23 protein-coding genes and 7 tRNA genes are annotated in these 25,092 nt (G+C 58.4%); 29 read left to right on the top strand and 1 reads right to left on the bottom strand.

All coding sequences use genetic code 11. The features are described 5' to 3' along the window. Positions 1-424: 424 nt before the first annotated feature. Positions 425-3,136 (bottom strand): Ig-like domain-containing protein, encoded by a 2,712-nt coding sequence (locus LIO98_RS12505; RefSeq protein WP_291957694.1) that lies wholly within the window; start codon positions 3,134-3,136, stop codon positions 425-427. Between LIO98_RS12505 and LIO98_RS12500 the strand changes: the two genes are divergently transcribed. From LIO98_RS12500 to LIO98_RS12360, 29 genes are all read left to right on the top strand, one after another. Then, positions 3,135-3,260 (top strand): hypothetical protein, encoded by a 126-nt coding sequence (locus LIO98_RS12500; protein WP_291957691.1) that lies wholly within the window; start codon positions 3,135-3,137, stop codon positions 3,258-3,260. The genes LIO98_RS12505 and LIO98_RS12500 overlap by 2 nt on opposite strands. Before the next feature lie 730 nt (positions 3,261-3,990). Then, entirely contained in the window at positions 3,991-5,472 is a 1,482-nt protein-coding gene (trpE, locus tag LIO98_RS12495) for an anthranilate synthase component I (RefSeq protein WP_291957688.1), read from the top strand. Next, the gene (locus LIO98_RS12490) at positions 5,472-6,047 is read left to right on the top strand and encodes an aminodeoxychorismate/anthranilate synthase component II (protein WP_291957685.1); all 576 of its coding nucleotides are present in this window, start codon (positions 5,472-5,474) and stop codon (positions 6,045-6,047) included. Before trpE ends, LIO98_RS12490 begins: the two co-directional genes overlap by 1 nt. Next, positions 6,032-7,063 carry an anthranilate phosphoribosyltransferase gene (gene trpD, locus LIO98_RS12485; protein ID WP_291957683.1) on the top strand — a complete coding sequence of 344 codons (1,032 nt, stop codon included), beginning with the start codon at positions 6,032-6,034 and terminating at the stop codon, positions 7,061-7,063. The genes LIO98_RS12490 and trpD overlap by 16 nt, the downstream gene beginning before the upstream one ends. After that, positions 7,060-7,851, top strand: coding sequence for an indole-3-glycerol phosphate synthase TrpC (gene trpC / locus LIO98_RS12480; RefSeq protein WP_291957680.1), 792 nt, complete (start codon positions 7,060-7,062; stop codon positions 7,849-7,851). The genes trpD and trpC overlap by 4 nt, the downstream gene beginning before the upstream one ends. Then, positions 7,848-8,453 (top strand): phosphoribosylanthranilate isomerase, encoded by a 606-nt coding sequence (locus LIO98_RS12475; protein WP_291957677.1) that lies wholly within the window; start codon positions 7,848-7,850, stop codon positions 8,451-8,453. Before trpC ends, LIO98_RS12475 begins: the two co-directional genes overlap by 4 nt. Then, on the top strand, positions 8,453-9,637 hold the full coding sequence (trpB, locus tag LIO98_RS12470; RefSeq protein ID WP_291957673.1) for a tryptophan synthase subunit beta: 1,185 nt from the start codon (positions 8,453-8,455) through the stop codon (positions 9,635-9,637). The genes LIO98_RS12475 and trpB overlap by 1 nt, the downstream gene beginning before the upstream one ends. After that, on the top strand, positions 9,630-10,412 hold the full coding sequence (trpA, locus tag LIO98_RS12465; protein WP_291957670.1) for a tryptophan synthase subunit alpha: 783 nt from the start codon (positions 9,630-9,632) through the stop codon (positions 10,410-10,412). Before trpB ends, trpA begins: the two co-directional genes overlap by 8 nt. Positions 10,413-10,556: 144 nt before the next feature. Continuing rightward, positions 10,557-11,396 carry a diaminopimelate epimerase gene (dapF, locus tag LIO98_RS12460; protein ID WP_291957667.1) on the top strand — a complete coding sequence of 280 codons (840 nt, stop codon included), beginning with the start codon at positions 10,557-10,559 and terminating at the stop codon, positions 11,394-11,396. A 56-nt stretch (positions 11,397-11,452) separates the two neighbouring features. Continuing rightward, positions 11,453-11,968, top strand: a complete 516-nt coding sequence (gene lepB, locus LIO98_RS12455) for a signal peptidase I (RefSeq protein ID WP_291957665.1) — start codon at positions 11,453-11,455, stop codon at positions 11,966-11,968. After that, on the top strand, positions 11,969-12,802 hold the full coding sequence (locus LIO98_RS12450; protein WP_291957662.1) for a GTPase: 834 nt from the start codon (positions 11,969-11,971) through the stop codon (positions 12,800-12,802). It abuts the gene before it with no gap. Then, a complete protein-coding gene (locus LIO98_RS12445) occupies positions 12,787-13,401 on the top strand; it encodes a ribonuclease HII (RefSeq protein ID WP_291957659.1) in 615 nt (204 codons plus the stop codon). Before LIO98_RS12450 ends, LIO98_RS12445 begins: the two co-directional genes overlap by 16 nt. Then, entirely contained in the window at positions 13,382-13,837 is a 456-nt protein-coding gene (locus LIO98_RS12440; RefSeq protein ID WP_291957656.1) for a YraN family protein, read from the top strand. Before LIO98_RS12445 ends, LIO98_RS12440 begins: the two co-directional genes overlap by 20 nt. After that, complete coding sequence (locus tag LIO98_RS12435; RefSeq protein WP_291957652.1) at positions 13,834-15,348, top strand: YifB family Mg chelatase-like AAA ATPase; 1,515 nt, start codon at positions 13,834-13,836, stop codon at positions 15,346-15,348. Before LIO98_RS12440 ends, LIO98_RS12435 begins: the two co-directional genes overlap by 4 nt. Then, positions 15,333-16,430 carry a DNA-processing protein DprA gene (gene dprA / locus LIO98_RS12430; RefSeq protein WP_291957650.1) on the top strand — a complete coding sequence of 366 codons (1,098 nt, stop codon included), beginning with the start codon at positions 15,333-15,335 and terminating at the stop codon, positions 16,428-16,430. Before LIO98_RS12435 ends, dprA begins: the two co-directional genes overlap by 16 nt. A 19-nt stretch (positions 16,431-16,449) precedes the next feature. Beyond that, positions 16,450-18,708, top strand: a complete 2,259-nt coding sequence (topA, locus tag LIO98_RS12425; protein ID WP_291957646.1) for a type I DNA topoisomerase — start codon at positions 16,450-16,452, stop codon at positions 18,706-18,708. Next, positions 18,692-20,038, top strand: coding sequence for a methylenetetrahydrofolate--tRNA-(uracil(54)-C(5))-methyltransferase (FADH(2)-oxidizing) TrmFO (gene trmFO / locus LIO98_RS12420; RefSeq protein WP_291957643.1), 1,347 nt, complete (start codon positions 18,692-18,694; stop codon positions 20,036-20,038). The genes topA and trmFO overlap by 17 nt, the downstream gene beginning before the upstream one ends. A 222-nt stretch (positions 20,039-20,260) precedes the next feature. Then, complete coding sequence (locus LIO98_RS12415) at positions 20,261-21,118, top strand: tyrosine recombinase XerC (protein ID WP_363304393.1); 858 nt, start codon at positions 20,261-20,263, stop codon at positions 21,116-21,118. 36 nt (positions 21,119-21,154) lie between these two features. Next, positions 21,155-21,988: a GTP-sensing pleiotropic transcriptional regulator CodY gene (codY, locus tag LIO98_RS12410; protein ID WP_291957638.1), complete on the top strand. Its 834-nt coding sequence runs from the start codon at positions 21,155-21,157 to the stop codon at positions 21,986-21,988. Between the two features lie 18 nt (positions 21,989-22,006). Further along, positions 22,007-22,369: a response regulator gene (locus tag LIO98_RS12405; protein WP_291957636.1), complete on the top strand. Its 363-nt coding sequence runs from the start codon at positions 22,007-22,009 to the stop codon at positions 22,367-22,369. Positions 22,370-22,482: 113 nt separating this feature from the next. After that, complete coding sequence (locus LIO98_RS12400; RefSeq protein WP_291957634.1) at positions 22,483-22,917, top strand: S1 RNA-binding domain-containing protein; 435 nt, start codon at positions 22,483-22,485, stop codon at positions 22,915-22,917. Position 22,918: 1 nt separating this feature from the next. Further along, positions 22,919-23,539 (top strand): DUF501 domain-containing protein, encoded by a 621-nt coding sequence (locus LIO98_RS12395; RefSeq protein WP_291957631.1) that lies wholly within the window; start codon positions 22,919-22,921, stop codon positions 23,537-23,539. Between the two features lie 451 nt (positions 23,540-23,990). Continuing rightward, positions 23,991-24,065: transfer RNA gene (locus LIO98_RS12390), tRNA-Val, on the top strand. Positions 24,066-24,079: 14 nt separating this feature from the next. After that, positions 24,080-24,156 (top strand) — tRNA-Asp (locus tag LIO98_RS12385). Between the two features lie 25 nt (positions 24,157-24,181). Beyond that, positions 24,182-24,257, top strand: a tRNA-Phe gene (locus LIO98_RS12380). A gap of 25 nt (positions 24,258-24,282) precedes the next feature. After that, positions 24,283-24,357, top strand: a tRNA-Gly gene (locus LIO98_RS12375). 39 nt (positions 24,358-24,396) lie between these two features. Continuing rightward, positions 24,397-24,473 (top strand) — tRNA-Asp (locus LIO98_RS12370). Between the two features lie 25 nt (positions 24,474-24,498). Beyond that, positions 24,499-24,574 (top strand) — tRNA-Phe (locus tag LIO98_RS12365). 25 nt (positions 24,575-24,599) lie between these two features. Further along, positions 24,600-24,674: transfer RNA gene (locus LIO98_RS12360), tRNA-Gly, on the top strand. The last annotated feature ends 418 nt before the right edge of the window (positions 24,675-25,092 follow it).

Raw genomic sequence — 25,092 nt, 5'->3', positions numbered from 1 at the left:
CGGCGAGACGGAAGGAGTGTTGCTCTGTATGGCGCGGAAACCGCGCCATACAGAGTCCGCGGCAAAAGCCGCGGAAGAACCTAAGGTCAACTCTCCCTCAGTCTCGGCGAAAAAACACCGCCGAGCCAGCTCTGATGTAACTACCAGCCGAATCGCACGAAATCAAGGATTTCGGCTCCCTGGCCGCCTCACAGAGGGCGCCTTTAAAGGCAAAGTCAAAGGCTAAACCGTAATTTATTCTTTTCCTGCCAATATATAAATAGCGGTTTGTTTTAGCCCGCCTCCCCGGGCTTGACCTGGGGACCGGCGTCTTTCGGGAGTGGTTGGGGCGCTGCGGACTGCGCCTATGATAAGGGGCGCGGGCCTTTCGCCCGCGCCCTTGTATCGTTTTTTGCCTGTTACTTTTCTTTCTTTGCCTCTCTTATTACCTTTTCCTTCTTCTCATCCAGAGCGGTATCAGCGCGAAGAGCGCCAGCGCGCCTACGCCCGCGGCGCAGCCGCTGCCGCTGCTGTAGACCTTGTTGACGGAGACGGTGGCCTCGGCGGTCTTCAAACCGTCGTCGGTCGTGACGGTGATGGTGGCGAAGCCGACAGCGAGGGCGGTCACTCCGCCGTTGGCGTCCACTGCTGCGATCTTTTCGTCGCTGCTCTTCCAGGTGACGCCCTTATAATCGGCGTTGGCCGGCAGTATGTTTGCGGTGAACCGGAGGGTATCGCCGATCTTCAGCGTCGTGCCCTCGGGGGATATCTTCACCGACTCCACCGGCACGGTGGGAGCGGTTACGGTGACGAGGCAGTCTGCTGAGACGACCGTACCCTCTTTCGTGCCGAGGGCGGTGGCGGTAACGATGGTCTCGCCGGGGTTGTGGGCGACGACCTCGCCATTTTCGCTGACGCTGGCGATCTTTTCGTCGCTGCTCTTCCATTCGACTCTTTTGTCGCTGGCCTCTGCCGGATAGATGGTGGCGGTGAGTTTCTCGTGCTCTCCCGAATTCAGCTGCACTGCCTCTTTTGAAAGCTTAATGCCGGTGACCCAGACCGTCGGTTTAAGCACGGTGATATCAAGATTATTGCTGCTGACGCTGCTATTATCCACAGACCGGGCTTTGATGGAAGCCGGGCCGGCTTTGAGCGTTTTGAAGATCGCTATTTCGCCGGTGTCCGTCTCCACCACTTTATCAAGCGAGAGGACGGAGGGGTCGTCTATCGTCCACGTAAGCTCCGTATTTGTGGGGAATCTAGGGGCGAATATAATATTTACGTTGAGCTCTTCTCCGACATATGGGGTTGTTTTGCCGTCCTTTGCAAAAATACGGACTCCTATCATCTCCGCTTCAGTGACGCTCACATTGCAGTCGGCGTAGAAGACGTCCGGGCTCTCTGCGGCGGCGGCCCTTATAGTGGCGCTGCCGGGGCCCTTTTTGGTAACTTTGCCGTACGGGTCGACCACGGCGACGTCGGCACTACTGGTGTTCCAGATGATTGCTTTATTCTTGGCGTTTTCCGGCAGCACGTGGGCCGAGAGCTGCGCCGTACGTACGGAGAGATCAAGTTTGATGTCCGTGCTCGATATCCGCACACCGTTGACGGGCACAGGAATTACGGTCACAGTACAGTCGTCGGAGATGTTTTCGTTCTCGGAGGCGATGGCCCATATAGTGGCGCTGCCTTCCCCCTTTGAGGTCACTCTGCCGTTCTTGTCTACTTCGGCGATGTCGGGGGAGCTGCTTTTCCAGACGATTCCCTGGTTCACGGCGTTTTCCGGCAGCACGTGGGCCGAGAGCTGCTCGGTACGGTCGGCGCCTTCGAGTGTGATGTCCTTGCTCGATGTTATCTGCACGCCGGTGACGTAGATGGGTTCCACAACCTCGATGGTGCGTGTGAAGGAATATGTGAGCGGGGGCGTAGGAATAATAATATCGCCGTGGTTGAAGTCGCTCATATAGAGGTCGGCGGAGAGCGCAACGGCGGCATCTCCAGTCTTGTTCTTGGCGGTGACCGTTATCTTGCCGCTGCTGTCGATCTCGCTCTTGCCGATGGTGATGATATCGCTTTTGGTACTTGCCCTCGAATTTCTAACATTGTTGCCATACGTTACCGGAGTTCCGGGGAGGGTGATGAACATGATCGTCGTCGATCCGCCGTTGGCGGTGATGCGGCGCTCGGCGGTCTGCGCGGTGAGGGTGGTGACGGCATTTTTCATCGCGTTCTCGTCAAGCATTTTCGTTTTCGTGTTATTCTTATCGCTGCCGACGCCATATTCAGCCGTTCCCTTCAGCCAGGCGCAGTTTTCTATTGTGGCAGCATTTCCTTCGCCACCGAGCACGCCGCCGTGGAATGAGTTGACATCACCGCTGACGGTGAGGGTGACAAGTCCGCTATTGGCGCAGCTGCCTATCGCCAGAATACCGCTGTTCGAGGTCTTTCCCACGATGCCGCCCGCGTTGCTGGACTGGTGGTCTGCAGTCGCATCCGCCGAGACGGAGACATCTCCGAGGTTGGCGCAGTTGTATATCTCGCCGCCGCTCTGTCCCGCGATGCCGCCCGCCTGATTATCCCCCTTGTTTGAGGCGGAGGCTGAGATGGAGACGCGGTTGGCGCAGTTATATATCTCGCCGTTGTTTTGTCCCGCGATGCCGCCCGCGTAGTTGTATGAGTCGCCCTTGGCGGCGACGGGGCCGTCGTTAATGCAGCTTGTGATGGTGCCGCTGTTGTTCCAGCCGCTGATGCCGCCGATTGTATTTTCCATGTCGCTGTTTTCGGCTCTGACGCCGCCGGCGGCTGCGCAGTCGATGATCTTGCCGTTGTTATGTCCCGCGATGCCGCCCGCTCTGCTAGAGGTGATGTCAACATTGATAATGACAGCGGCGGTGCTGGTGCTTTGGCAGCTCTCTATTATGCCGTAGTTCCAGCCGGCGACGGCACCGGCAATGACGTTGCTACCTGTTGAGAGGGAGGTGATATTCACACCGCCCTCTACAGTGAGTCCGCGCACGACGCCACCGAAGTCAATAATACTGAAGAAGCCGGCGTAATTATTTCCTCCGACCGTTTTCGTTATCTCATAGCCTTTGACGGAATGGCCCGCGCCGTCAAAGGTGCCGGCGTAGTCGCCGCTGATGGGCGTCCAGTCCATGAGTTTGCCGTCAGCGTCCGCGAGGTCGATGTCGGCGGTGAGCAGCGCGTCGGCGGAGAGCGGTATGGTACCGCTGTCAAGCCCATTATGGAAGTCGATGAGGTCCGCCGAAGTGGCGATCTGATAGACGCCGCCCTCCTGCGTCAGGGCGCAGGCATGCTGGGACGAGGCGAGGATAAAGAGGGTTAGTAAAAAGAGAGTTAGCGGGAGTACGAGTTTATTTGTAAACTTTAATAAACTCGTACGGGGGGGGGTATCAAAGTTAAATGTTGATCAGCGTTGAGTGACGACATAACGTATCAGGCTCCTTTTCAATATGTTTTAAAATACACAAAGCATGAAATATAGAATTAGGTAAAAATACCTATGATATACAATATAGTTTGTGCTATTGATTTGTCAAGCGATTGTTGGTGTTTTTGTCTTACAGGAGGGGAAATCGGCGCGACGAATTGCCTCTGTTCGTCACCGCTGGTATTGGCTCGGAGGCCGATGCGGTAAAAGGCGCTATTGACAGATATAGATTTTGGCATATACTAACCAACAGTTGAATATGACAAACCATTGACGTGGAGATAACGTCTGTCGTGCACTTACAGAGAGTCCGGGATGCTGAGAACCGGGTGGAACGCAGTCAGGCAAATGGACCACCGAGGGCGCGGGGAAAGGTTTATAGCCGAGTATTCCGTGACGTGAGGGCATACGTCAGTTGCCGGAGATATGATTGTATCTCGCAAAGAGCACGCACATGCCGTGAAGCAAGGTGGCACCGCGGGAATTTTACCCGTCCTTGGCAGATTATTATTCTGCCGGGGACGTTTTTTTATTCTCCGGCGGAGGATGGAGGTTTTTCGATGTATCCGACTCTGGAAGATGTGCGGGCGCTGGCCCGCTCGGGAGATTACCGCCGGGTGCCGGTCTGTCGCGAGCTCTACGCCGACCGTTATACCCCCGTGGAGGTGATGCGGACGCTGCGGGCCGCCGGCCGCCACTGTTTTTTGCTTGAGAGCGCCGAGAATAATCAGCGGTGGGGCCGTTATTCTTTTCTCGGCTGCGCCCCCACGCTCGAGCTTACCTGCTCGGAGGGTATGCTGCGCATCCGCGAAGACGTGGACGGCGAAGAGGTTCGGGAGCGCGTGGAGGAGGTAGATCATCCCGGCGCGGCGATCCGCGCCGTCCTCGAAAGACACCGCAGCCCCAAGGTAAAAGGGCTGCCGCCCTTCTGCGGCGGGCTGGTAGGTTATTTTTCCTATGATTATCTTAAATACGCGGAGCCCACTCTGCGCGGCGCTTCGGAGGAGCGTGATTTTCGCGACGTGGATCTGATGCTTTTTGACCGCGTCATCGCTTTTGACCATTACCGGCAGAAGCTTGTTTTGATCGCTGGCGTTCCCACGGATGATATCGAGGAGGGATACCGCCGTGCCGAGGCGATTTTCGACGAGACGGGGGCGCTGCTGGAGAGCGGCGCGAAGGCGGCCTTCAAGCCGCTGCGGCTGAAGGAAGAGCTGACGCCGCGCTTCTCAAAGGATGAGTTCCGCGCCATGGTGGAACGCGCTAAGGATCATATACGCGAGGGCGATATTTTTCAGGTGGTGCTCTCCAATCCTCTCACGGCGGATGCGGAGGGCAGCCTTTTCGATACCTACAGGGTGCTGCGCACGCTTAATCCATCGCCCTATATGTTTTATTTTTCCAGCGACGATATCGAGATCGCGGGCGCTTCGCCGGAGACGCTGGCGCGTCTGGAGGACGGTGCTCTTTACACGTTTCCCCTCGCCGGTACCCGCCGCCGCGAAGCCGACGAGGTGGAGGACGCGGCGCTTGAACGCGAACTGCTCGCCGACGAGAAGGAGCTCGCCGAGCACAACATGCTGGTGGATCTCGGACGGAACGACCTGGGGCGTGTCTGCCGCCTGAATTCGGTCCGCGTCGAGGAGTATATGGCGATTCAGCGGTTCTCGCATGTGATGCACATTGGTTCGACGGTATCGGGGCTGCTGCGCGCGGACCGCGACGCCGTGGACGCCGTCGACTCTATCCTTCCCGCCGGCACTCTTTCAGGCGCTCCGAAGATACGCGCCTGCGAGATTATCCGTGAGCTTGAGGGCGGCAGACGCGGTATTTATGGCGGGGCCGTCGGGTATCTTGATTTCAGCGGCAATATGGACACCTGTATCGCCATTCGCCTCGCCTATAAAAAGGATGGCCGTCTTTGCGTGCAGTCAGGAGCCGGTATCGTCGCCGACAGCGTTCCAGAGAGGGAGTACCGCGAGTGCGCCGACAAGGCGCGGGCCGTTGTGCGGGCCCTTCGCGACGCGGAGGGAGGATTATAATGTTTCTGCTCATTGACAACTACGACAGCTTTTCTTATAACCTTTACCAGCTTATCGGCTCCTTTGATCCAGATATTACGGTGGCGCGCAACGATGCGCTGACGCTGGAGGAGATAGCGGCCCTCGCGCCGCGGGCGATATTCCTCTCTCCCGGCCCCGGCAGACCGGAGGAGGCGGGGATCTGCCCTTTGGTAGTACGGCGATTTGCCGGAAATATCCCTATCTTTGGCGTCTGTCTGGGCCTGCAGGTCATCTGCACGGCCCTCGGCGGACGCGTATCTTACGCGAAGAGCCTGATGCACGGCAGGGTTTCGGCGGTATTTGCCGAGCCTGAGAGCCTGCTTTTTAAAGGAATCGCAGATGGCTTTCCCGCGGCGCGCTATCATTCGCTTTCAGCCGTAGAGGAGAGCCTGCCACCGGTGCTGCGGGTCACCGCGCGCACGGCGGACGGCGAGGTGATGGCGGTGGAGGACCGCGAACGTTCTGTCTGCGGCGTACAGTTTCATCCGGAGTCGGTGATGACCCCCGACGGTCCGGCGATCATGAAAAATTTTCTTGAATGGATCAGGAGGTAATAGAGATGATCAAAGAGGCGATAATAAGACTCTCAAAAAAAGAGGATCTGAGCTATTCCGAGGCGCAGGACGTGATGAACGAGATCATGGACGGAAAGACGAGCCAGGTCCAGACGGCGGCCTATCTGACGGCGCTTTCGCTTAAGGGCGAGACGACGGAGGAGATCACCGGCTCGGCGGCGGGGATGCGCCAGCACTGCGTCAAACTGCTGCACGACATGGATGTGCTGGAGATAGTCGGTACGGGGGGCGACAACGCCAACTCTTTCAATATATCGACGACCTCGGCGATGGTGATCGCCGCCGGCGGCGTGCCGGTCGCCAAGCACGGCAACCGCGCTGCCTCTTCGAAGTGCGGCGCGGCGGACGTCCTCGAGGCGCTCGGGGTGAAGATTACCCTTGCGCCGGAGGAGAGTGCGCGGCTGCTGAGGGAGATAAATATCTGCTTCCTCTTTGCCCAGAATTATCATATCGCGATGAAGTATGTCGCGCCGATCCGCAAGGAGCTCAGCATCCGCACCGTATTCAACATCCTTGGCCCGCTCACCAATCCCGCCGGGGCGAACCGCGAACTGATGGGGGTCTATGAGGAGGCGCTGGTGGAGCCGCTCGCGCAGGTGATGTCCCGCTTGGGCGTCGTCAGGGGCATGGTGGTCTATGGGCAGGACAGGCTCGACGAGATATCGATGAGCGCGCCGACGTCGGTCTGCGAGATAAAAGAGGGCTGGTTCCAGTCTTATGAGATAACGCCGGAGCGCTTTGGCTATCAGCGCTGCGACAAATCCGAGCTGACCGGCGGCACTCCCGAGGAGAACGCGGCTATCACAAGGGCGATCCTCGCCGGCAGGGAGCGCGGCGCGAAACGGCAGGCGGTCTGTCTCAACGCTGGCGCGGCGCTTTATATCGGCGGCAGGGCCGAAACGGTGGAGGCCGGCGTGCGGATGGCCGAGGAGCTGCTGGATTCCGGCGCGGCGCTGAAAAAGCTCGAAGAATTTATCGCGGAGAGCAACAGGTGAACATCCTCGCGGAGATCGCCGGGCGCACGAAGCTGCGTGTGGCGGAGGAGAAGGTCCGGCGGCCTCTCTCCGAGGTAATGCGGCGGGCAGAGGCGGCCGCCAAAGAGCGCGAGCCCTTCGCCTTTGAACGGGCGCTGAAGGGCGGCGATATATCCTTCATCTGCGAGGTAAAGCGGGCCTCTCCCTCTAAAGGGCTCATCGCCGCTGATTTTCCCTATCTTGATATCGCGCGCGACTATCAGGAGGCGGGCGCGGCGGCGGTCTCCTGTCTCACGGAGCCGTACTGGTTCAAGGGTGAGGACCGCTATCTGAGCGAGATAGCGGAGGAGATATCGATCCCCGTTTTGCGCAAGGATTTTGTCGTGGACGAGTATATGGTCTGCGCGGCGCGGGCGCTCGGAGCCTCGGCGGTGCTGCTGATCTGCGCCCTCCTCGACGACGCGCAGCTGTGTTCCTTCGCGCAGCTCGCCGGGGAGCTTGGCCTTTCGGCGCTCGTAGAGGCGCATGACGAGGCCGAGGTGGAGCGGGCTCTGAGGGCCGGGGCGAGGATCGTCGGCGTCAATAACCGCGATCTCAGGAACTTTCAGGTGGATATGGAGGTCAGCTGCCGCCTGCGTTCGCTGGTGCCGCCGGAGATCGTCTTTGTTTCCGAAAGCGGCATCGAGAGCGCCGGTGATATTGAAAGGCTGCGGCGGCACGGCGTCGACGCGGTGCTTATCGGTGAAAAGCTGATGCGCACCGCGGACAGGCGCGCGATGCTCGCCGAACTGCGGGGCGGCGGCCAATGACGAGGATCAAAATATGCGGGCTCACGCGCCCCTGCGATATTGACTATGTAAACAGGTACCTCCCCGATTACTGCGGCTTTGTCATCAATGTGCCCAGGAGCCGCCGAAATGTGACGCCGCAGCGGGCACGCGAACTTGCGGCCCGCTTGAACCCAGGCATCGTTCCCGTGGGGGTATTTGTCGACGAGAGCCCGTCGCTGGTGGCGCGGCTGCTCAACGATGGCGTGATCGGCGCCGCGCAGCTGCACGGCACGGAGGATGCTTCCTATATTAAGGAGCTGCGCCGCCTCTCGGCGGGGATGCTGATACAGGCCTTCCGCGTGGCGTCGCCCGCGGACGCGGAGCGCGCCGCGGAGAGTCTAGCGGACTATGTGCTGCTGGACAGCGGCGGCGGCACGGGGGAGCGGTTCGACTGGCGGCTGGCGGAGGGTTTCGAAAGGCCGTTTTTTCTCGCCGGCGGATTGGGAGCGGAAAATATCTCCGACGCTTTGGCGCGGCTGCGCCCCTTCGCGGTGGATATGAGCAGCGGCGTGGAGACTGAGGGGGTCAAGGACCCCGTGAAGATAGAGGCGGCAGTGGCCGCGGTGAGGAGGTATTCATAATGGATAACGGACGGTTTGGCGTCCACGGCGGGCAGTATATTCCCGAAACGCTGATGAACGCCGTCATTGAATTGGAAGCGGCCTATAATCACTATAAGGACGACGAGGATTTCAACCGGGAGCTGACGGCGCTGCTTAACGACTACGCGGGACGCCCCTCGCGGCTATATTTCGCGCGGCGCATGACCGCCGACCTCGGCGGCGCGAAGATATACCTCAAGCGCGAGGATCTGAACCATACCGGCGCGCATAAGATAAACAACGTGCTGGGGCAGGTGCTGCTCGCGCAGCGTATGGGTAAAAAACGCGTCATCGCCGAGACAGGGGCCGGACAGCACGGTGTCGCGACGGCCACCGCCGCGGCTCTGATGGGGCTTGAGTGCGAGGTCTTTATGGGGCGCGAGGATACCGAACGGCAGGCACTCAACGTTTACCGCATGCGGCTGCTGGGGGCGAAGGTCCACGCCGTAGATAGCGGCACCGGCACGCTTAAGGACGCGGTGAGCGAGACGATGCGCGAATGGACGAGCCGCATCAGCGATACGCATTACGTTCTCGGTTCATGTATGGGGCCGCACCCGTTCCCGACGATCGTGCGCGATTTCCAGTCGGTGATCTCCAGGGAGATAAAGGAGCAGCTTCTCGCGGCGGAGGGTAAATTACCGGATGTCGTGCTGGCATGTGTCGGCGGCGGCTCAAACGCTATAGGGGCCTTTTATCATTTTATCCCCGACGCCTCCGTATGTCTCATCGGCTGCGAGGCGGCGGGGCGCGGCGCGGATACGCCGGAGACGGCGGCGACCATCGCCACCGGCAGGCTCGGCATCTTCCACGGCATGAAGTCGTACTTCTGCCAGGATGAGTACGGACAGATCGCGCCGGTCTATTCCATCTCGGCGGGGCTCGATTATCCGGGCATCGGTCCGGAGCACGCGCATCTGCATGATACGGGACGCGCCGAATATGTGCCCGTAACCGACGCGGAGGCCGTCGAGGCCTTTGAGTATCTTTCGCGCATGGAGGGCGTCATTCCCGCCATTGAGAGCGCGCATGCCGTAGCCCACGCGCGGAAGATCGCCCCGCGGATGGGCGGCGATCAGATAATCGTCATCAACCTGTCGGGCCGCGGCGACAAGGACTGCGCGGCGATCGCCCGCTACAGAGGGGAGGATATCCATGAGTAGGTTAAGAGAGGCGTTTGGCTCCGGCAAGGCTTTCATTCCATTCGTCACCTGCGGCGACCCTGATCTGGAGATCACGGAAAAGATTGTCTGCGCGATGGCGGAGGCGGGCGCGGATATTATCGAACTCGGCATTCCCTTTTCCGATCCGACCGCCGAGGGGCCGGTGATCCAGGCGGCCAACGTGCGCGCGCTTGCGGGAGGGGTGACCACCGATAAGATTTTCGCGATGGTGCGCCGTATCCGCGCGAAGATTTCCGTGCCGCTGGTGTTTATGACCTACGCCAACGTGGTCTATTCCTACGGGACGGAGAGATTCGTGAAGGCTGCCGCCTCGGCGGGCGTCGACGGGCTGATACTGCCGGACGTGCCGTTCGAGGAAAAGGAGGAGTTCGCCGCGCCCTGCCGCTCAGGCGGGCTGGAGCTTGTTTCGCTCATCGCGCCGACCTCCAACGACCGCGTTGCGATGATCGCGCGCGCCGCGGAGGGCTTCATCTACTGCGTGTCGTCGCTCGGTGTCACCGGCGTCAGAGGCGAGATAACGACCGACGTCGGCGCGATGGTGCGGCTTGTGAAGATGGAGAAGGATATTCCCTGCGCCGTCGGTTTCGGCATTTCAACCCCGGAGCAGGCGCGCGCGATGGCCGCCGTCGCCGACGGCGCTATCGTCGGCAGCGCCATCGTCAAGCTCTGCGTGCGGTACGGCAAAGAGGCCGCGCCCCATGTGGCGCGGTATGTCCGCGAGATGAAGGCCGCCGTTACGGAGGCCTCGAGTTAAGGTCAAATTTGCGCCCGCAGCGGCGCGGGTAAAAATAGATAGCGGCAGTATGGGGAGGGCGATATGCTTTTGTTTTCGCCCTCCCCGCCGTTATGTGCTAAAATACCGCATATATGAGTGTATCCCTATAAGAAGGGCAGACTGATGATGATAAATTGTTCTAAGATGAATGGAAACGGCAATGATTTTCTTGTCATAGATAATATGTCGCTGGCACTTGACGGAGCGGCGCTTGCCGAGGCCGCGCGTCTGGCCTGCCGCCGCCGGGAGGCGCTCGGGGCGGACGGCATCCTCGCCGCGGAGCCCGCGGAGAGGGCCGATTTTAAGATGCGCCTCTTCAACCGTGATGGTTCGGAGGGCGAAATGTGCGGAAACGGCGCGCGCTGTATCGCGCGTTTTGCCTTTGAAAAGGGGATCGCGAAGTCTAAGAATATGACCTTTGAGACGCTGGGCGGCAGCGTTCACGCGGTTGTCTGCGGAGAGCGCGTGACCCTCGACCTGGCGCCGGTGTCGGTCTCGGATGCCGTTGTGGACGCCCACGCAGAGGTTTACGGTTTCGAGTTTAACTACACCTTTCTCACCGTCGGTGTGCCGCACGCGGTGATCTTCGAGAGGGAGCGCAGCCATTCCTTCGAGGGGTACGCCTCCGTAGGGCGCGCGATACGCAGCAGGCTCGACCTCTTTCCAGAGGGGACGAACGTCAACTTCGCCGTCCCCAGTTTGGAGCGCACAAGCGTGCTCGACGTAATGACCTATGAGCGCGGCGTCGAGGATATGACGCTCTCCTGCGGCACCGGTTCCACGGCGAGCGCGATCGCCGGGCTGCTGCTGGGGATCACGGGGGAACGCGTCGAGGTGATAAACCCCGGCGGAGTGAACCGCGTGAGCCTTGAATTTTCCGGCAGCGATCTTATATCCCCGAAGCTTGAGGGCGGCGCGCTAATGATCGCGGATATAGCGATTCTGCCCGAGGCGCTGCGCTGAGTTTGTAATATAATGCAAAACTGTAATCCGTAATAGATTTTGGAGGTAAATGTGTAATGGCCAAACCTTGGTGGCGTGAGACGATAGAGACTGTTTTATGGGCGGTAGTGCTCGCCCTTATCCTGAGGACCTTCGTGATCCAGGCTTTCTGGATTCCGAGCGGTTCGATGATTCCGACGCTTGAGATCGGCGACCGTGTGCTGGTGCTGAAATTTTTGTATCACCTGCCGAAGGTGGAGCCTAAACGCGGCGATATCGTCGTCTTCAAGTATCCCGTGGATCCGAGGCGCGATTTTGTGAAGCGCATCATCGGGCTGCCGGGGGATAAGGTGGAGATGAGGAACGGCACCGTGTATGTGAATGACAGGGAGCTCTTCGAGCCTTATGTAAAGAATACCGATACCTATAATATGGCCGCCGTCACCGTGCCGCCCGACAGTTATTTCTGTCTCGGCGACAACAGGCCGAACTCGCAGGACGGACGTTTCTGGGGTTTTGTCCCCGCCAACTTTATGCGTGGTCCGGCGGTCTTCCGTTATTGGCCGCTGAACCGGATAGGGCTTCTCGACTAGATGCCGCGTACCGTCTGGTATCCGGGACATATGGCGAAGGGCAGGCGCCAGCTTGAGGCGCTTGCCGCGAATATCGACCTGCTGATAGAGGTGCGCGACGCGCGCGCGCCCCGTCTTACCTCCTCGCCGATGCTTTCGCTCTTCGCGCCGAAGATCGAAACGATGGTCGTGCTGTCGAAGGCCGATCTCGCCGACGAAAAGGTGACGAAGCTCTGGGTGGATCATTTGAAGCGCGAGGGGCTGCAGGCTTGGCCTCTCGACCTGCGTAAGGGCGGTATGAGCCGCATAATAAAGGTCCTGACCGAGAAGAAACCCGCCTTCCGCGATCTGCGCATGGCGGTCGTCGGCACTCCGAACGTCGGCAAGTCGATGCTGATAAACCAGCTCGTCGGCCGCAAGGCGGCCCGTGTTGGCGGCATACCGGGGATCACGAAGGGCGTCTCCTGGTTCAAGGGGCAGGGCTTTTTGCTCGTGGACTCGCCGGGCATCCTTGACCCGCACGGCGACGCGCGCGCCCATCGGCTGATCTCGTGGATCGGCTCTTCACGCGGCCAGGTCATCGGCAATCTTGAGGAGCACGCGAAGGACTGCATAAGATTTATGATAGACAAAGACCTCTGGCGCGGCGTTGAGGCGGCGTGGGGCGTTAAGCCCGAGGGCACCGCGGACGAGATTCTCGAAAGCATAGGACGCCGTCTGGGCAGGCTCAAAGCCGGCGGGGCCGTTGACATGGAGGCGGCGGGACGCGTATTTATCGACTCGTTCGCGACCGGCAAACTCGGGCGGATGAGCCTTGAACGGCCGCAGGACCCGCCGTTGTGGGAGAGCCTTTAGGCGTGCCCGCCCTCATCATCGCCGGTACGGACGAGGTCGGACGCGGCCCTCTCGCGGGGCCGGTGGTCGCTGCCGCCGCGATTTTGACCGCCGAACAGCGCCGCTGGCTGCTCTCCGCCGGTCTGCGCGATTCAAAGAAACTGACTCCCAAGCGCCGCGAGGCGCTCTTTGAGAAGATATGCGAGGCCGGAATAATCTGGCGCGCGCAGGCCGCCTGCGCACAGCGCATTGATAAAATAAATATCCTCCAGGCTTCGCTTTGGTGTATGAAGCGTTCCATCGAACAGCTGGCGCTTTCGCCGTCGCTTGTGCTTGTGGACGGCAACAGGGCGATCCCCGGCCTTGGACTGCCGCAGAAGCCGGTGATCAAGGGCGACGACCGCGTCCCCGTGATCGCCGCTGCCTCGATAGTCGCGAAGGTGCTGCGCGACCGCGTGATGGAGGTCATGGACCGTATCTACCCCCAGTATTCGTTCGCGAAGCACAAGGGCTATCCGAGCGTGCTTCATAAAAGCCTGATCGCGAAATACGGGCCATCACCGATACACAGACTCTCATTCAGAGGGGTGCTTGACGACGATGACGAAACGTTCTCTTGAATACGCGCTGAAGCTTGAGGCAAAACGCGGCGGCGCGCCGTCCGCGAAACATTCGGAGGCGGAGCCGCCCAGCGCGCCGCATCTCGTCAAGGGGCGTATGGGCGAGGAGCTCGCCGCCGGCTATCTTACCGCGCAGGGAATCACAATAATTGAGAGAAACGTAAGAATAGGGCGCTGCGAGATAGACATCATCGCAAAAGAGGGGGACGAGCTGGTCTTTGCCGAGGTGCGCACGCGCGGCGAGAACAGACTGATGTCCCCGGAGGAGAGCGTTGGCCCGCGTAAACTCTCCAACCTTATATTTGCCGGACGCGCCTGGACCGAGGAGCGCAATTACAACGGCTTCTGGCGCATAGACCTTGTCTCCGTCATTCTTGCCGAAGGGCGGGAGCCGCGGATAGAACATCTCCGCGGCATCACCGAGCCGATCATATGAATAACGTCTCGGGTCTTACACTGCGCGGGGTGAAGGGCGTCGCCGTCGAGGTGGAGGTCGATATAACGGGAGGCCTCTTCTCGATTTCGGTGGTCGGCCTTGCCGACACCGCCGTCAAGGAGGCGCGCGAACGGGTGCGCGCCGCGCTTCGCGCCGCCGGCGTCAACATTCGCGGCCGTGTCTCAATAAACCTCGCGCCCGCCGACATCCCCAAGGAGGGGGCGCTGCTGGACCTGCCGATCGCCGTCGCGCTGGCCTCTGCCGCCGGCCACCTTTCGGTGCCCCGTCCCTCGCTCTTCATCGGCGAACTGGCGCTTGACGGAAGGCTCCGCGGCGTAAGGGGGGCTGTTCCCGCCGCCTTTTTTGCCAAAGAAAATAACATTGAACTATTTATCCCCGCGGAAAACGCCGCCGAGGTCTCGCTTGTGGATGGTGTGCGTGCCTACGCGGCGGAGGATCTGCGGGAGATTATCGCGCACCTGCGCGGAGAAAAAGAGCTCGCGCCGGTAAGCGGCCGTAAGATCGAGGATACGGCGGTCTCCGCCGACCCGGATTTTGCCGACATCAAAGGGCAGAGCGCCGCGAAACGCGCGCTTGAGATCGCGGCCGCCGGCCATCACAATATATTGTTCGTCGGCTCGCCCGGTTCGGGAAAGACGCTGCTGGCCCGCGCGCTGAAGGGGATACTGCCGCCTCTCTCCGACGCGGAGATGATGGAGGTCATGCTGCTGCGTAGCACCGCCGGGCTTAACTTGGAGCTCAGCCGCGAACGCCCCTTCCGCTCCGTTCACCATACCGCGAGCGCCGTCTCGATCTGCGGCGGCGGCTCCGCGCTGCGCCCCGGCGAGATCAGCCTCGCCTCGCGCGGTGTACTCTTTCTCGACGAATTTCCAGAATTTCAGCGCGACGTGATCGAAGCTCTGCGCCAGCCGCTTGAAGACGGTTCGATAACGGTGAGCCGCGCGGCGGGGAGCGTAGTCTATCCCGCCAAGGTGCTTGTCGTCGCGGCCTGCAACCCCTGTCCCTGCGGCTTCGCGGGGGATTCCGAGCGGCAATGTATATGCACTCCGTTCTCGCTGGAACGCTACCGGCGAAAATTATCCGGCCCGATACTGGACAGGATCGATCTGCACGTCGCGGTGCCGCGCCTCACCCCGGAAGAGCTTGTCTCACTCGGCGGAAACTGCGGCGAGCGCAGCGAAATTGTGCGGGCGCGCGTCGCCGAAGCGCGCAGGATACAGGCCGAACGTTGGTCTGGCTTCGGCTTTCATTGCAACTCGGAGATACCGGAAAAATTTCTCCGGCGCAGCGCTTCGATGAAATCCGACGTCCGCGCCTTCATCCTTGAGGCGCTCAAAGGCGTGAAACTGTCGGGGCGCGGCCTTTCGCGCGTACTGCGCATATCACGGACGATCGCCGATCTTGACGGCGCGCCCCAGATAGAGGTAAAGCATGTCGCCGAGGCGATAAGCTACCGTGAAGGGGAGGCGACCGCATGGATGACCGCCTGAAGCTGATGCTGCTGCTGAACAGCGTCAACGCCAACGCCGCGGCGCTTGCCAAGTTCCTTTTGTTCGGTCTCGAGCCGTGCGAGCTGTGGCGGCCCTCCGGGGCGGATGCCGCGAAAGAGGTATTCAGCGAAAAAATGCTCGCGAAAATACGCGCCGCGAACGACGGCGGCTGGGCGGAGCGTGAACTTGAACGCGCCGGCGAACTTGGCGTGCGCCTGCTGACGGTGGACGACGAAGATTATCCGCGGGAGCTGTTTGACCTGAAAGACGCCCCTCTCGTTCTCTACTGGCGGGGAAGCGCTAAAAGACTGCCTGATAAAACCAAGATCGGCGTCGTCGGCACCCGCCGCATGAGCGCCTACGGCAGAGAGGTATCCAAACGGATCGGGGCCGCCTGCGCGGAACACGATATCGTGCTGATCAGCGGAGGGGCCTGGGGCGTCGACGGCTGCTCGCAGGGAGCCTGCTGCGAAAACGGCGGCGAGACCTTCGCGGTGCTCGGCACCGGCGCGGACCTTGTCTATCCGGTCACCAACAGGAAATTATTCGAGATGATCGCCGAACGCGGCGCCCTGATCTCGGAGTTTCCCCTCGGCTCACGCGGCAAACCCTGGCACTTTCCGCAGCGCAACCGGATCGTAGCCGCGCTCTCTGAAAGGGTCGTCGTGGTCGAAGCGCCGCTCAAAAGCGGCTCGATGATCACGGCGCGCCTCGCTCTGGAGCTTGGGCGAGAGGTTTGGGCGGTACCAGGACAGATATACGGCGCCAATTCCAAGGGGACGAACCGTCTGCTTTACGACGGGGCCTATCCTTATATATCCGAGGAGGTCTTTCTCAGCGCCTGCGGCGTTGATACTGCCGCCCCGGCGGAGCGCGGCGGCGTAAAAAATATAGAAATATCCGCCGAAGAGAGTCTGATTTTTAAATCTCTCGCGGAAAACGGGGCGATGACGATTGACAAGCTATCTCTTGCCGTTAAAATGAGCCCCGCTGACCTTTTAAAAAATATAACCCTTTTATCAGCAAAAGGGATCGTTTTTATGTCCGCACCTGGACGATACAGCGTAAAGAGTAATTTGTAAGAAAGAGGTGTCCGCAACGATGGCTGCAAAAAAAACCGTAAAACAGGACGAGGCCGCTCCGCAGGAGATTGAGAAGAGCGCCAAAAGCTCCTCTGCCAAAAAGGTGACCAAGGCCGAGACTGTGAAAAAAACGGCTAAAACGACAAAAACCGCTAAAGCTAGCGCCGGCATGACGACGAAAAAGAAGGCCCCAGCGAAGAAGGGCGCCGCAAAAACCACCCGCAGCCAGAAATTTTCCCAGTATGACGGCAAGACGCTTGTGGTCGTGGAGTCTCCCGCGAAGGCCAAGACGCTTGAAAAGATACTTGGTACCCGCTACAAGGTGCTTGCGAGCGTCGGGCATGTCCGGGATCTGCCGAAGGGCCGTCTTGCGATCGACGTTGAACACGACTTTGAACCGGAATACATCCAGGTGCGCGGTAAGGCGGACCTTATAAAGACCCTAAAGGGAGCCTCCGCCGCGAGCGAACGCACGCTGCTCGCCTCCGACCCCGACCGTGAGGGAGAGGCGATAGCCTGGCACCTTGCCTCGCTGCTCGACATCGATACGCGGCAGCAGTGCCGCATAAGAATGCACGAGATCACGGAGCACGGCGTGAAGAGCGCCATCTCCGAGCCGGACATGATAAACATGGAACTCGTAGAGGCCCAGCAGGCGCGCCGCGTACTTGACCGCCTCGTCGGCTACGAGCTGAGCCCTCTGCTCTGGTACAAAGTCCAGCGCGGACTCTCCGCCGGACGCGTTCAGTCCGTGGCGCTGCGCATCGTCTGCGAGCGCGAAGAGGAGATCGAGCGCTTCATACCGGAAGAATACTGGCTCATGGACGTCGACGCGAATAGCCTTGATAAAAAGAGAGGCTATAAGCTGCGCGTCGAAAAATATAAAAATAAGCCCCTGACGATAAACAACGAGGAAGAGGCGCTTAAAATAGAGGGCGAGATCCGCGCGGGCAGGCTGACGGTTGACGACTTCAGCACCAAAGAGAGCAAAAAACAGCCGAGTCCGCCCTTCAAGACCAGCACCCTGCAGCAGGAGGCCTCGCGCCGCTGCGGCTTCGCGCCGAAACGTACCATGCGCATCGCGCAGGCGCTCTACGAGGGGATAGAGATACCGGGACGCGGCCCCACGGGGCTCATCACCTACATGCGTACCGACAGCCTGCGGCTTGCGCCCGAGGCGATTGAGTCCTCGCGGGCCTTCATCGCGAACAGCTTTGGCGGAAATTATCTTCCGGACAAGCCTAACGAATACATGCCAAAGGGCAAGGCGCAGGACGCTCACGAGGCGATACGCGCGACTGATCCGATGCTTACGCCGGAGTCCATCAAAGACTACCTTACGCTGGAGCAGTACAGGCTCTACGAGCTGATCTGGAGCCGCTTCATCGCAAGCCAGATGAGGGATGCCGTCGTGGCGCGCACAAACCTTGTCTGTTCCTCCGCCGACTATCAGATGAAGCAGTCCGGCGTCGTCGTAACCTTTGACGGCTGGGGGCGCGTCTATCCGCTCGGCATCAAGGACATTACGATGGAACCGGCGGTGAAGGGCGAGGAGCTCGCGATAGAGAAGATCGTCAAAGAACAGAAGTTTACGCAGCCTCTGCCGCGCTACACCGAGGCCGGACTTGTCAAAGCGCTTGAAGAAAAGGGCATCGGACGTCCCTCGACATACGCGACGATCATCGACACCCTCTCCCTGCGGGGCTATGTCGACCGCGGCGAAGAGGACAAAAAGCTGATACCGACGAAACTTGGCAGGCTTGTCAACAACTTCCTCGTGAGGTACTTCTCCTCGATAGTCAACGAGGGATTCACAGCGACGATGGAGAAGGAGCTTGACCAGGTCGAATCCGGTGAAATCGAGTGGAAAAAGCTGATGGCCGACTTCTGGAAGGGCTTCAAACCGGTCGTCGACGAGGTCTCCGCGCATGGCGAGAGCATGAGGCCGGAGCCCGAGCTGATCGGCGAAAAATGTCCGGAATGTGGGCATGAGCTTATCGTAAAGCGCGGGCGTTTCGGAGAATTCATCGCCTGCACAGGCTACCCGGAATGCAAATATACGAGAAAGATCGTTAAGACCACCGGCATAAAGTGCCTCAAATGCGGCCAGGGCGAGCTGATTCGCCGCAAGACCACCAAAGGAAAAATGAAGGGCCGTTTCTTCTACGGCTGCGAACGCTATCCCGACTGTGACTACGTATCATGGAAAAAGCCGGGCAAAGAGGGCGCGGCGGGAGAAGAGGCGCAGGCGGTGGAGCCGAATGACACAGACATGTAAAACGGTCACCATCGCCGGCGGCGGTCTTGCCGGTTCGGAGGCTGCCTGGCAGCTGGCGGAGCGCGGCGTGCGCGTGCGCCTCTGCGAGATGCGTCCTCTGAATATGACGCCCGCGCATGAGACGCCGATGCTCGGCGAACTCGTATGCAGTAATTCCCTGGGAGGGGAAAAACTTACGACCCCCGCGGGGATACTGAAGGCGGAACTCAAACGGATGGACAGCCTCATCATGCGCTGCGCCGAGGCGAGCCGTGTGCCCGCCGGCAACGCGCTCGCCGTCGACCGCGAGGTGTTTGCGCGACTGATCGACTCCAGCATCGCCAACCACCAGAATATCGAGCTCGTGCGTGAGGAGCTGACGGAGATACCGGACGAGCCGGCGATAATCGCCACGGGGCCGCTCACAAGCGCGCCGATGGCGCAGTCGCTCGCGGCGCTTACAGGAGAGGATTTTCTCTATTTCTATGACGCCGTCGCCCCGATCGTCGACGTGAGTACCGTGGATATGTCAAAGGCCTTCCGCGCCAACCGCTACGGCGTGGAGGGGGATTACATAAACTGCCCGATGAACGAGGAAGAGTATAGCATCTTCTGGAACGAACTTGTCAACGCCGAGACCGCTCCGCGCCACGACTTCGAGGAGGAGCAGATGCGCCACTTCGATGGCTGCCTGCCGGTGGAGGTCATCGCGAAGCGCGGCGAAAAGACGCTGCTCTTCGGCCCCCTGCGCCCCGTAGGTTTTGAGGCGTTCAACGGCGGCAAAGATCCCTGCGCCGTCGTGCAGCTGCGTCAGGACAACGAGGAGGGCAGCCTCTTCAACATCGTCGGTTTTCAGACTAACCTCAAGTGGGGAGAGCAGGAGCGTGTCTTTAGGCTCATCCCCGCGCTCAGAGAGGCGGAATTCGTCCGCAAGGGCGTGATGCACCGCAACCTGTTCGTCTGCGCTCCAAAGGTGCTCGACCCCTATCTGCGTTTCAACGGCCGCGAGGCGCTCTTCATCGCCGGCCAGGCCTCTGGCGTCGAGGGATACATGGAGAGCACGGCGATGGGCCTTGCCGCGGCTCTCTTCGCCTATCTGCAAATCAGCGGCCTGCCGATGGCCGACTTTCCGCTGGAGACCGCCGTCGGTTCGCTGCTCAACTACCTGAGAGGGGCGCTGCCGGAGAGTTTTCAGCCGATGAACGTTAACCTCGGCATCTTTCCGCGTCTGCCGGGTAAAAAAATACGCAGGCGGACCGAGCGCTGCGAGGCATATGCCGCCCGTTCGCTTGAGGCTCTGGAAAAATTTATCGGTGAAAACAAAATACTTTTCCCAAATAAACAGCTTTAATTCCGCCGTCCCATGCGGCCTGTGATGATTTATCCGGGCCGTAAGGTGCTGTTTTCCTCTTCCTGTCTGCGGTTCCTGCCTGTAGGAGTTTGTTAAATCGTACACATTGTACAGTTACTTGCGAATTTTCTTAAAATTCCGCTTGATATTTACAATTTTCCTGTTAAAATACCGTTCATGATGGAAGATATATCTGATAGTATCAATGCATATATTGAATATTTGACATCACTGGGTAAATCTAAACATACAACGGTAAACTATAAGATAGACCTTACTCACTTCAAAGGTTATCTTTCCAATCAGGGAATTACCGATGTGCGCGAGATAGATACCCGCGCGATACGTATTTTTTTGAGCAGCATCCTTGGGGTGGGCGAGGCAAAAAGCTCCGCTTCAAGAAGGCTCTCTGCCGTACGCGGCTTCACCGCCTGGCTTTGCTGGCGCGGAGATATCACCGAGGACCCCTCGCTGGGGCTGAAAGGCCCTAAAAAGGCTGAAGCGCTGCCGCGCGCCCTCTCATACGAGCAGATCGACAAGCTGCTTACGGAGGGGCCGGAAGAGGGTTTAAAGAGCTTCATGCGCGACCGGCTCGTGCTTGAGCTGATGTATGGCGCCGGACTTCGCGTCTCGGAGCTTATCGGGCTCAACTGGAACATGGTGGAGCTTGAGGAGCGTATGCTGCGGGTCCTTGGCAAGGGAGACAAAGAGCGCCTCGTGCCGATAGGCGCGCCGCTGAAAAAGCTCTTTGAAGAGTGGCGCGACATCACCTGCGTCGACGGCAAGGCTCCGGTATTTCTCTCCGCCAAGGGGGCCGAGCGCCTTACGGTCCGCACCGTCGACCGTATAGTGCTCCGCGCCGCGGCGCGCGCCGGACTTCATGGAGTAACGCCGCACACTCTGCGCCACAGCTGCGCCACGCACATGCTGGAAAACGGGGCGCCGCTCCGGGTGGTGCAGGAGATGCTTGGCCATGAGAGTATCGCGTCAACGCAGAGGTATCTCTCCATCACCTCTGACCAGATCAAAAAGAGCTATCTGGAAGCACACCCCAGAGCTTTGGAAGATGAAGAATTATAGTCTTGATATCAAGAAATAAATCAGGGAGGCAATTTAATGGATACGCCGAAAGAACTTATTGAAAACCGTCCTAAGATAATGAACCAGTCCGCAATGCAGGACCTGCTTGAAAAAACCCGCGTCGTAAGCCGTGTGCTCCAAGCGCGTAAAGACAGAGGGACTCCGGACTACCCAAAGCTTGCGAGGCTGATGTCTGACCTCTCGGCCGCAAACGTCTACGTGATAAACAGAGAGGGACGGATACTCGGTTATGCCTGGGTCAGCGAGTACGACTGCCCGATAATGGCGAAGATCCTTATAAACGGAGCGATGCCGGCCCCCTACGTCGAAAAGGTGAACCAGTTCCATGAATCGGTGCTCAACCACACCGACCACGGTCTCTGCGCCTACGCGGACCAGCCCTGCGCCTATTCCAACAAGCATGTCCTTATCGTTCCCATCAATGGCACGGGAGAGAGGCTAGGCACCCTCATCCTTGCACGCTTCGGCTGTCAGTTCGACACCCGTGACCTGGTGCTTGCCGAATACCTGTCGACCATTGTCGGCCTTGAGATACTCAACGACCGGGGCAAATCAATAGAAGAGCGCGGCCGCGAACGCCTCGTAGTCCAGATGGCCATGCGCGCCCTCTCATACTCGGAGGTAGAGTCCGTCCATCACATCATCGAAGATCTCGGCGGCCCCGAGGGAGTCGTCGTAGCCAGCAAGGTCGCGGACCGGGTCGGAGTTACCAGAAGCGTTATCGTAAATGCGCTGAGAAAATTGGGAAGTGCGGGTATAATAGAGAGCAGAAGTCTTGGAATGAAGGGTACCTACATCAAGGTTCTGAGCCCCCTCTTTCTTGAGGAGCTTGGCATCGCGGCCAGATAAGCGAAAGGAGCGGCAAAGATGAAGGCGACAGTGCTGATAGCGGAAGATTCCACACACATGCGTATGATTCTCAAGGACATGCTCATAAGAGACGGATACAACGTTGTAGGCGAGGCGGAGAACGGTAAAGAGGCGGTTCGGATGTACAACGAGCTTCGCCCGGACATCGTGACCCTCGATATCGCCATGCCGGAGATGGACGGGATCGCGGCGCTTAAGGCGATTAAGCACGAGCACCCAAAGGCTAAGGTGGTGATGGTCAGCGCAATGAACCAGCAAAACCAGGTGATAGAGGCGATCCGCGCGGGAGCGTCTGACTTTTTCATCAAGCCGCTCCAGTCGGAACGTGTCGCCGAGACAATCGAAAGAGCGCTGAAATAATCCTTTTGCAATACTAATATTGAAAAATATGGTACAATTCCCGTTATAGCCTTTCAGAGGCTTATAATATATCGTTGTCTTTTAAAACAAATTTTGGAGGTCAGAAACCACAGATGGCAGAGAAGGCGGCTGCAGCAGCACCGGCGGTAAGCGTGGGAGAAACAGTAAGCGGCACGGTAGAACATGTCGCGCCATACGGAGCCTTTGTAAGACTTGAATCGGGCCAGAAGGCCATGGTACATATCTCGGAGCTCTCCCACAACTATGTGAAAAAGGTAGAAGATGTTCTCGAACAGGGTAAGAACATCACTGCAAAGGTCATTAAGATCGACGATAAAGGCCGTATAGACCTGTCGATCAAGGCTCTGCAGATAAGAGAGGTCCGCCCGCCCGTTCATCGTGAAGAGGATTTTGAAAAAAAACTGACAAACTTCCTTAAATTCAGCGACGAAAAGATCGCCGACCTAAACAGCAAATGCAAGGATCCCCGCGGGACTAAACGTCGTGCGGGCGGCAGCGGCAGCGGCGGTACGGCCGGCAAGAAATAACGTGACAGATCATCCCATAGAAAAAACTGGGCCGGGAGAGTACACTCTTCCGGCCTTTTGGACGGAGGTAGGGAAGAAAGATATCTCCGTTCTGCGCAGGCAGATGCGCGGCCGGAAATTTGACGCCTCCGCGGTGATCGCCGCGGCGAGGCGCTGCAGTCACGGCTGCCCGCAGATCATCGTATCTTCGCCCGTCTCCGCCTTCGGCGTCCCCTTCCCGACGATATTCTGGCTTACCTGTCCCTTTCTTGACCACCGCTGCGGCGAGCTTGAATCAGAACAGCGGATCTCGGTGCTGGAGGCGTTCTTTGCCGCCATGCCGTCTGCGGTGGAGAAGATGCACCAGGATTACGCGGCACTGCGCCTCGCCCTCATCGGCGGCAGGAAATCTCCAGTGCTATCCGGAATGAGCGAGGGGATGAGACGCGTGCTCACCGAATCCGGCGTGGGAGGCATAAACTGGCGGGAGGCGCGTCAGGCGGTGAAGTGCCTCCATTTGCAGACCGCCACCTGGCTTGGAATGGGCGCGCACCCCGCGGGAGCGTGGCTTGCGGAAAAACTCGGCGCGCTTGACTGCGCCGACGGACGCTGCCTAAAGACGCCGGCAGATCCGTGTTCCTGATCTTTAACGGATTTAGAGTCTTCTATAATGGCCGTGGATTATCAGATGCAGCTCTGGTCTTATGGCTGCGACGGAATCTTTGGTGAATAGCAAAAGTACTTGCAATTTTGCAGAAGTAACCGCGACCTCTAAGGTTATATTCGGCACAATATAGAAACAAATATAAAATGTCAGATGCCAAAAGCGGCGGATATTAGTGAACGTATCTAATTACCCGCCACTTTTGCGGTTCTTCCCATTTAGGTCTCCGTTTTAGAGCACAGCAAAATAAGGCAGCGAAATGCCTTTGTTTTTTTGCAGAAGTTACTGCGGTGCTTATATCTCTTAGGGGACGCGGTTACTTTTGCAATTAACAACCGCCAAAAAAGTAACACTGACTGGTTGACATCTCGGAAAAAATCCGTATAATATTCAACGTTGTCGCTGATGCGGTACGATACCAGGAAATGTTGGGCGGGTAGCTCAGCGGGAGAGCATCTGCCTTACACGCAGAGGGTCGTAGGTTCGAAACCTATCCCGCCCACCATATGACAACAAAGTGGAGCTGTAGCTCAATTGGTTAGAGCGCCGGCCTGTCACGCCGGAGGTCGCGGGTTCAAGTCCCGTCAGCTCCGCCACTTTAAATATTTTCGCCACTGAGATGGCGGGATAGCTCAGTAGGTAGAGCAACGGACTGAAAATCCGTGTGTCCCCAGTTCAATTCTGGGTCCCGCCACCATTAAAAATAAATATCGAGAAACAATGCGGAAGTAGCTCAGGGGTAGAGCACAACCTTGCCAAGGTTGGGGTCGCGGGTCCGAATCCCGTCTTCCGCTCCAAATTATGTCAGCAGGCATGACGCATCAGAGCAGCAAAGTGGAGCTGTAGCTCAATTGGTTAGAGCGCCGGCCTGTCACGCCGGAGGTCGCGGGTTCAAGTCCCGTCAGCTCCGCCACTTTAAATATTTTCGCCACTGAGATGGCGGGATAGCTCAGTAGGTAGAGCAACGGACTGAAAATCCGTGTGTCCCCAGTTCAATTCTGGGTCCCGCCACCATTAAAAATAAATATCGAGAAACAATGCGGAAGTAGCTCAGGGGTAGAGCACAACCTTGCCAAGGTTGGGGTCGCGGGTCCGAATCCCGTCTTCCGCTCCATTTTTTTATATTCACGCCTACAACCTCTTGACGGTTCTGCCTATGATCATTGTACAGAATATTTTTCATATAATTATAAATTCCCCAAAGGTGATGTCTGCCAAAATCTTCGGATACTGTTGCAAAGTGTATAGTCTACTGCTATTGGACAAGAAAGTGTCTTACGAGAAACCTGGGAGTCAAAACCTGTACGCCGGCCATGTATAAGGTGTACTGTCTTATACCTCAGAATAGAACTCTCCTGCCTTAGCAAGCAAAAAGCTGCGCTTCCAGGTTTTATTCACAAACTTCTTGCCATACAGCGGCGAAACCAGGGCAAATGAATCAGCAAATATAAAAATATATTTTTAAAATTTTATAGATAATAAAATAGCCTAATTTAACTAAGTAGTATATCTATGAAGCATAGATAATCATA

Source organism: Cloacibacillus sp. (assembly GCF_020860125.1).
GTDB lineage: Bacteria > Synergistota > Synergistia > Synergistales > Synergistaceae > Cloacibacillus.
This window is presented reverse-complemented; position numbering and strand designations above follow the sequence as displayed.

Bases quoted from the DNA above. Each gene is read 5' to 3' on its own strand.
- LIO98_RS12500 (WP_291957691.1), top strand. From the start codon at position 3,135: ATGAGTTTGCCGTCAGCGTCCGCGAGGTCGATGTCGGCGGTGAGCAGC.
- LIO98_RS12505 (WP_291957694.1), bottom strand. From the start codon at position 3,136: ATGGACTGGACGCCCATCAGCGGCGACTACGCCGGCACCTTTGACGGC.
- trpE (WP_291957688.1), top strand. From the start codon at position 3,991: ATGTATCCGACTCTGGAAGATGTGCGGGCGCTGGCCCGCTCGGGAGAT.
- LIO98_RS12490 (WP_291957685.1), top strand. From the start codon at position 5,472: ATGTTTCTGCTCATTGACAACTACGACAGCTTTTCTTATAACCTTTAC.
- trpD (WP_291957683.1), top strand. From the start codon at position 6,032: ATGGATCAGGAGGTAATAGAGATGATCAAAGAGGCGATAATAAGACTC.
- LIO98_RS12475 (WP_291957677.1), top strand. From the start codon at position 7,848: ATGACGAGGATCAAAATATGCGGGCTCACGCGCCCCTGCGATATTGAC.
- trpB (WP_291957673.1), top strand. From the start codon at position 8,453: ATGGATAACGGACGGTTTGGCGTCCACGGCGGGCAGTATATTCCCGAA.
- trpA (WP_291957670.1), top strand. From the start codon at position 9,630: ATGAGTAGGTTAAGAGAGGCGTTTGGCTCCGGCAAGGCTTTCATTCCA.
- dapF (WP_291957667.1), top strand. From the start codon at position 10,557: ATGATGATAAATTGTTCTAAGATGAATGGAAACGGCAATGATTTTCTT.
- lepB (WP_291957665.1), top strand. From the start codon at position 11,453: ATGGCCAAACCTTGGTGGCGTGAGACGATAGAGACTGTTTTATGGGCG.
- LIO98_RS12450 (WP_291957662.1), top strand. From the start codon at position 11,969: ATGCCGCGTACCGTCTGGTATCCGGGACATATGGCGAAGGGCAGGCGC.
- LIO98_RS12440 (WP_291957656.1), top strand. From the start codon at position 13,382: ATGACGAAACGTTCTCTTGAATACGCGCTGAAGCTTGAGGCAAAACGC.
- LIO98_RS12435 (WP_291957652.1), top strand. From the start codon at position 13,834: ATGAATAACGTCTCGGGTCTTACACTGCGCGGGGTGAAGGGCGTCGCC.
- dprA (WP_291957650.1), top strand. From the start codon at position 15,333: ATGGATGACCGCCTGAAGCTGATGCTGCTGCTGAACAGCGTCAACGCC.
- topA (WP_291957646.1), top strand. From the start codon at position 16,450: ATGGCTGCAAAAAAAACCGTAAAACAGGACGAGGCCGCTCCGCAGGAG.
- trmFO (WP_291957643.1), top strand. From the start codon at position 18,692: ATGACACAGACATGTAAAACGGTCACCATCGCCGGCGGCGGTCTTGCC.
- codY (WP_291957638.1), top strand. From the start codon at position 21,155: ATGGATACGCCGAAAGAACTTATTGAAAACCGTCCTAAGATAATGAAC.
- LIO98_RS12405 (WP_291957636.1), top strand. From the start codon at position 22,007: ATGAAGGCGACAGTGCTGATAGCGGAAGATTCCACACACATGCGTATG.
- LIO98_RS12400 (WP_291957634.1), top strand. From the start codon at position 22,483: ATGGCAGAGAAGGCGGCTGCAGCAGCACCGGCGGTAAGCGTGGGAGAA.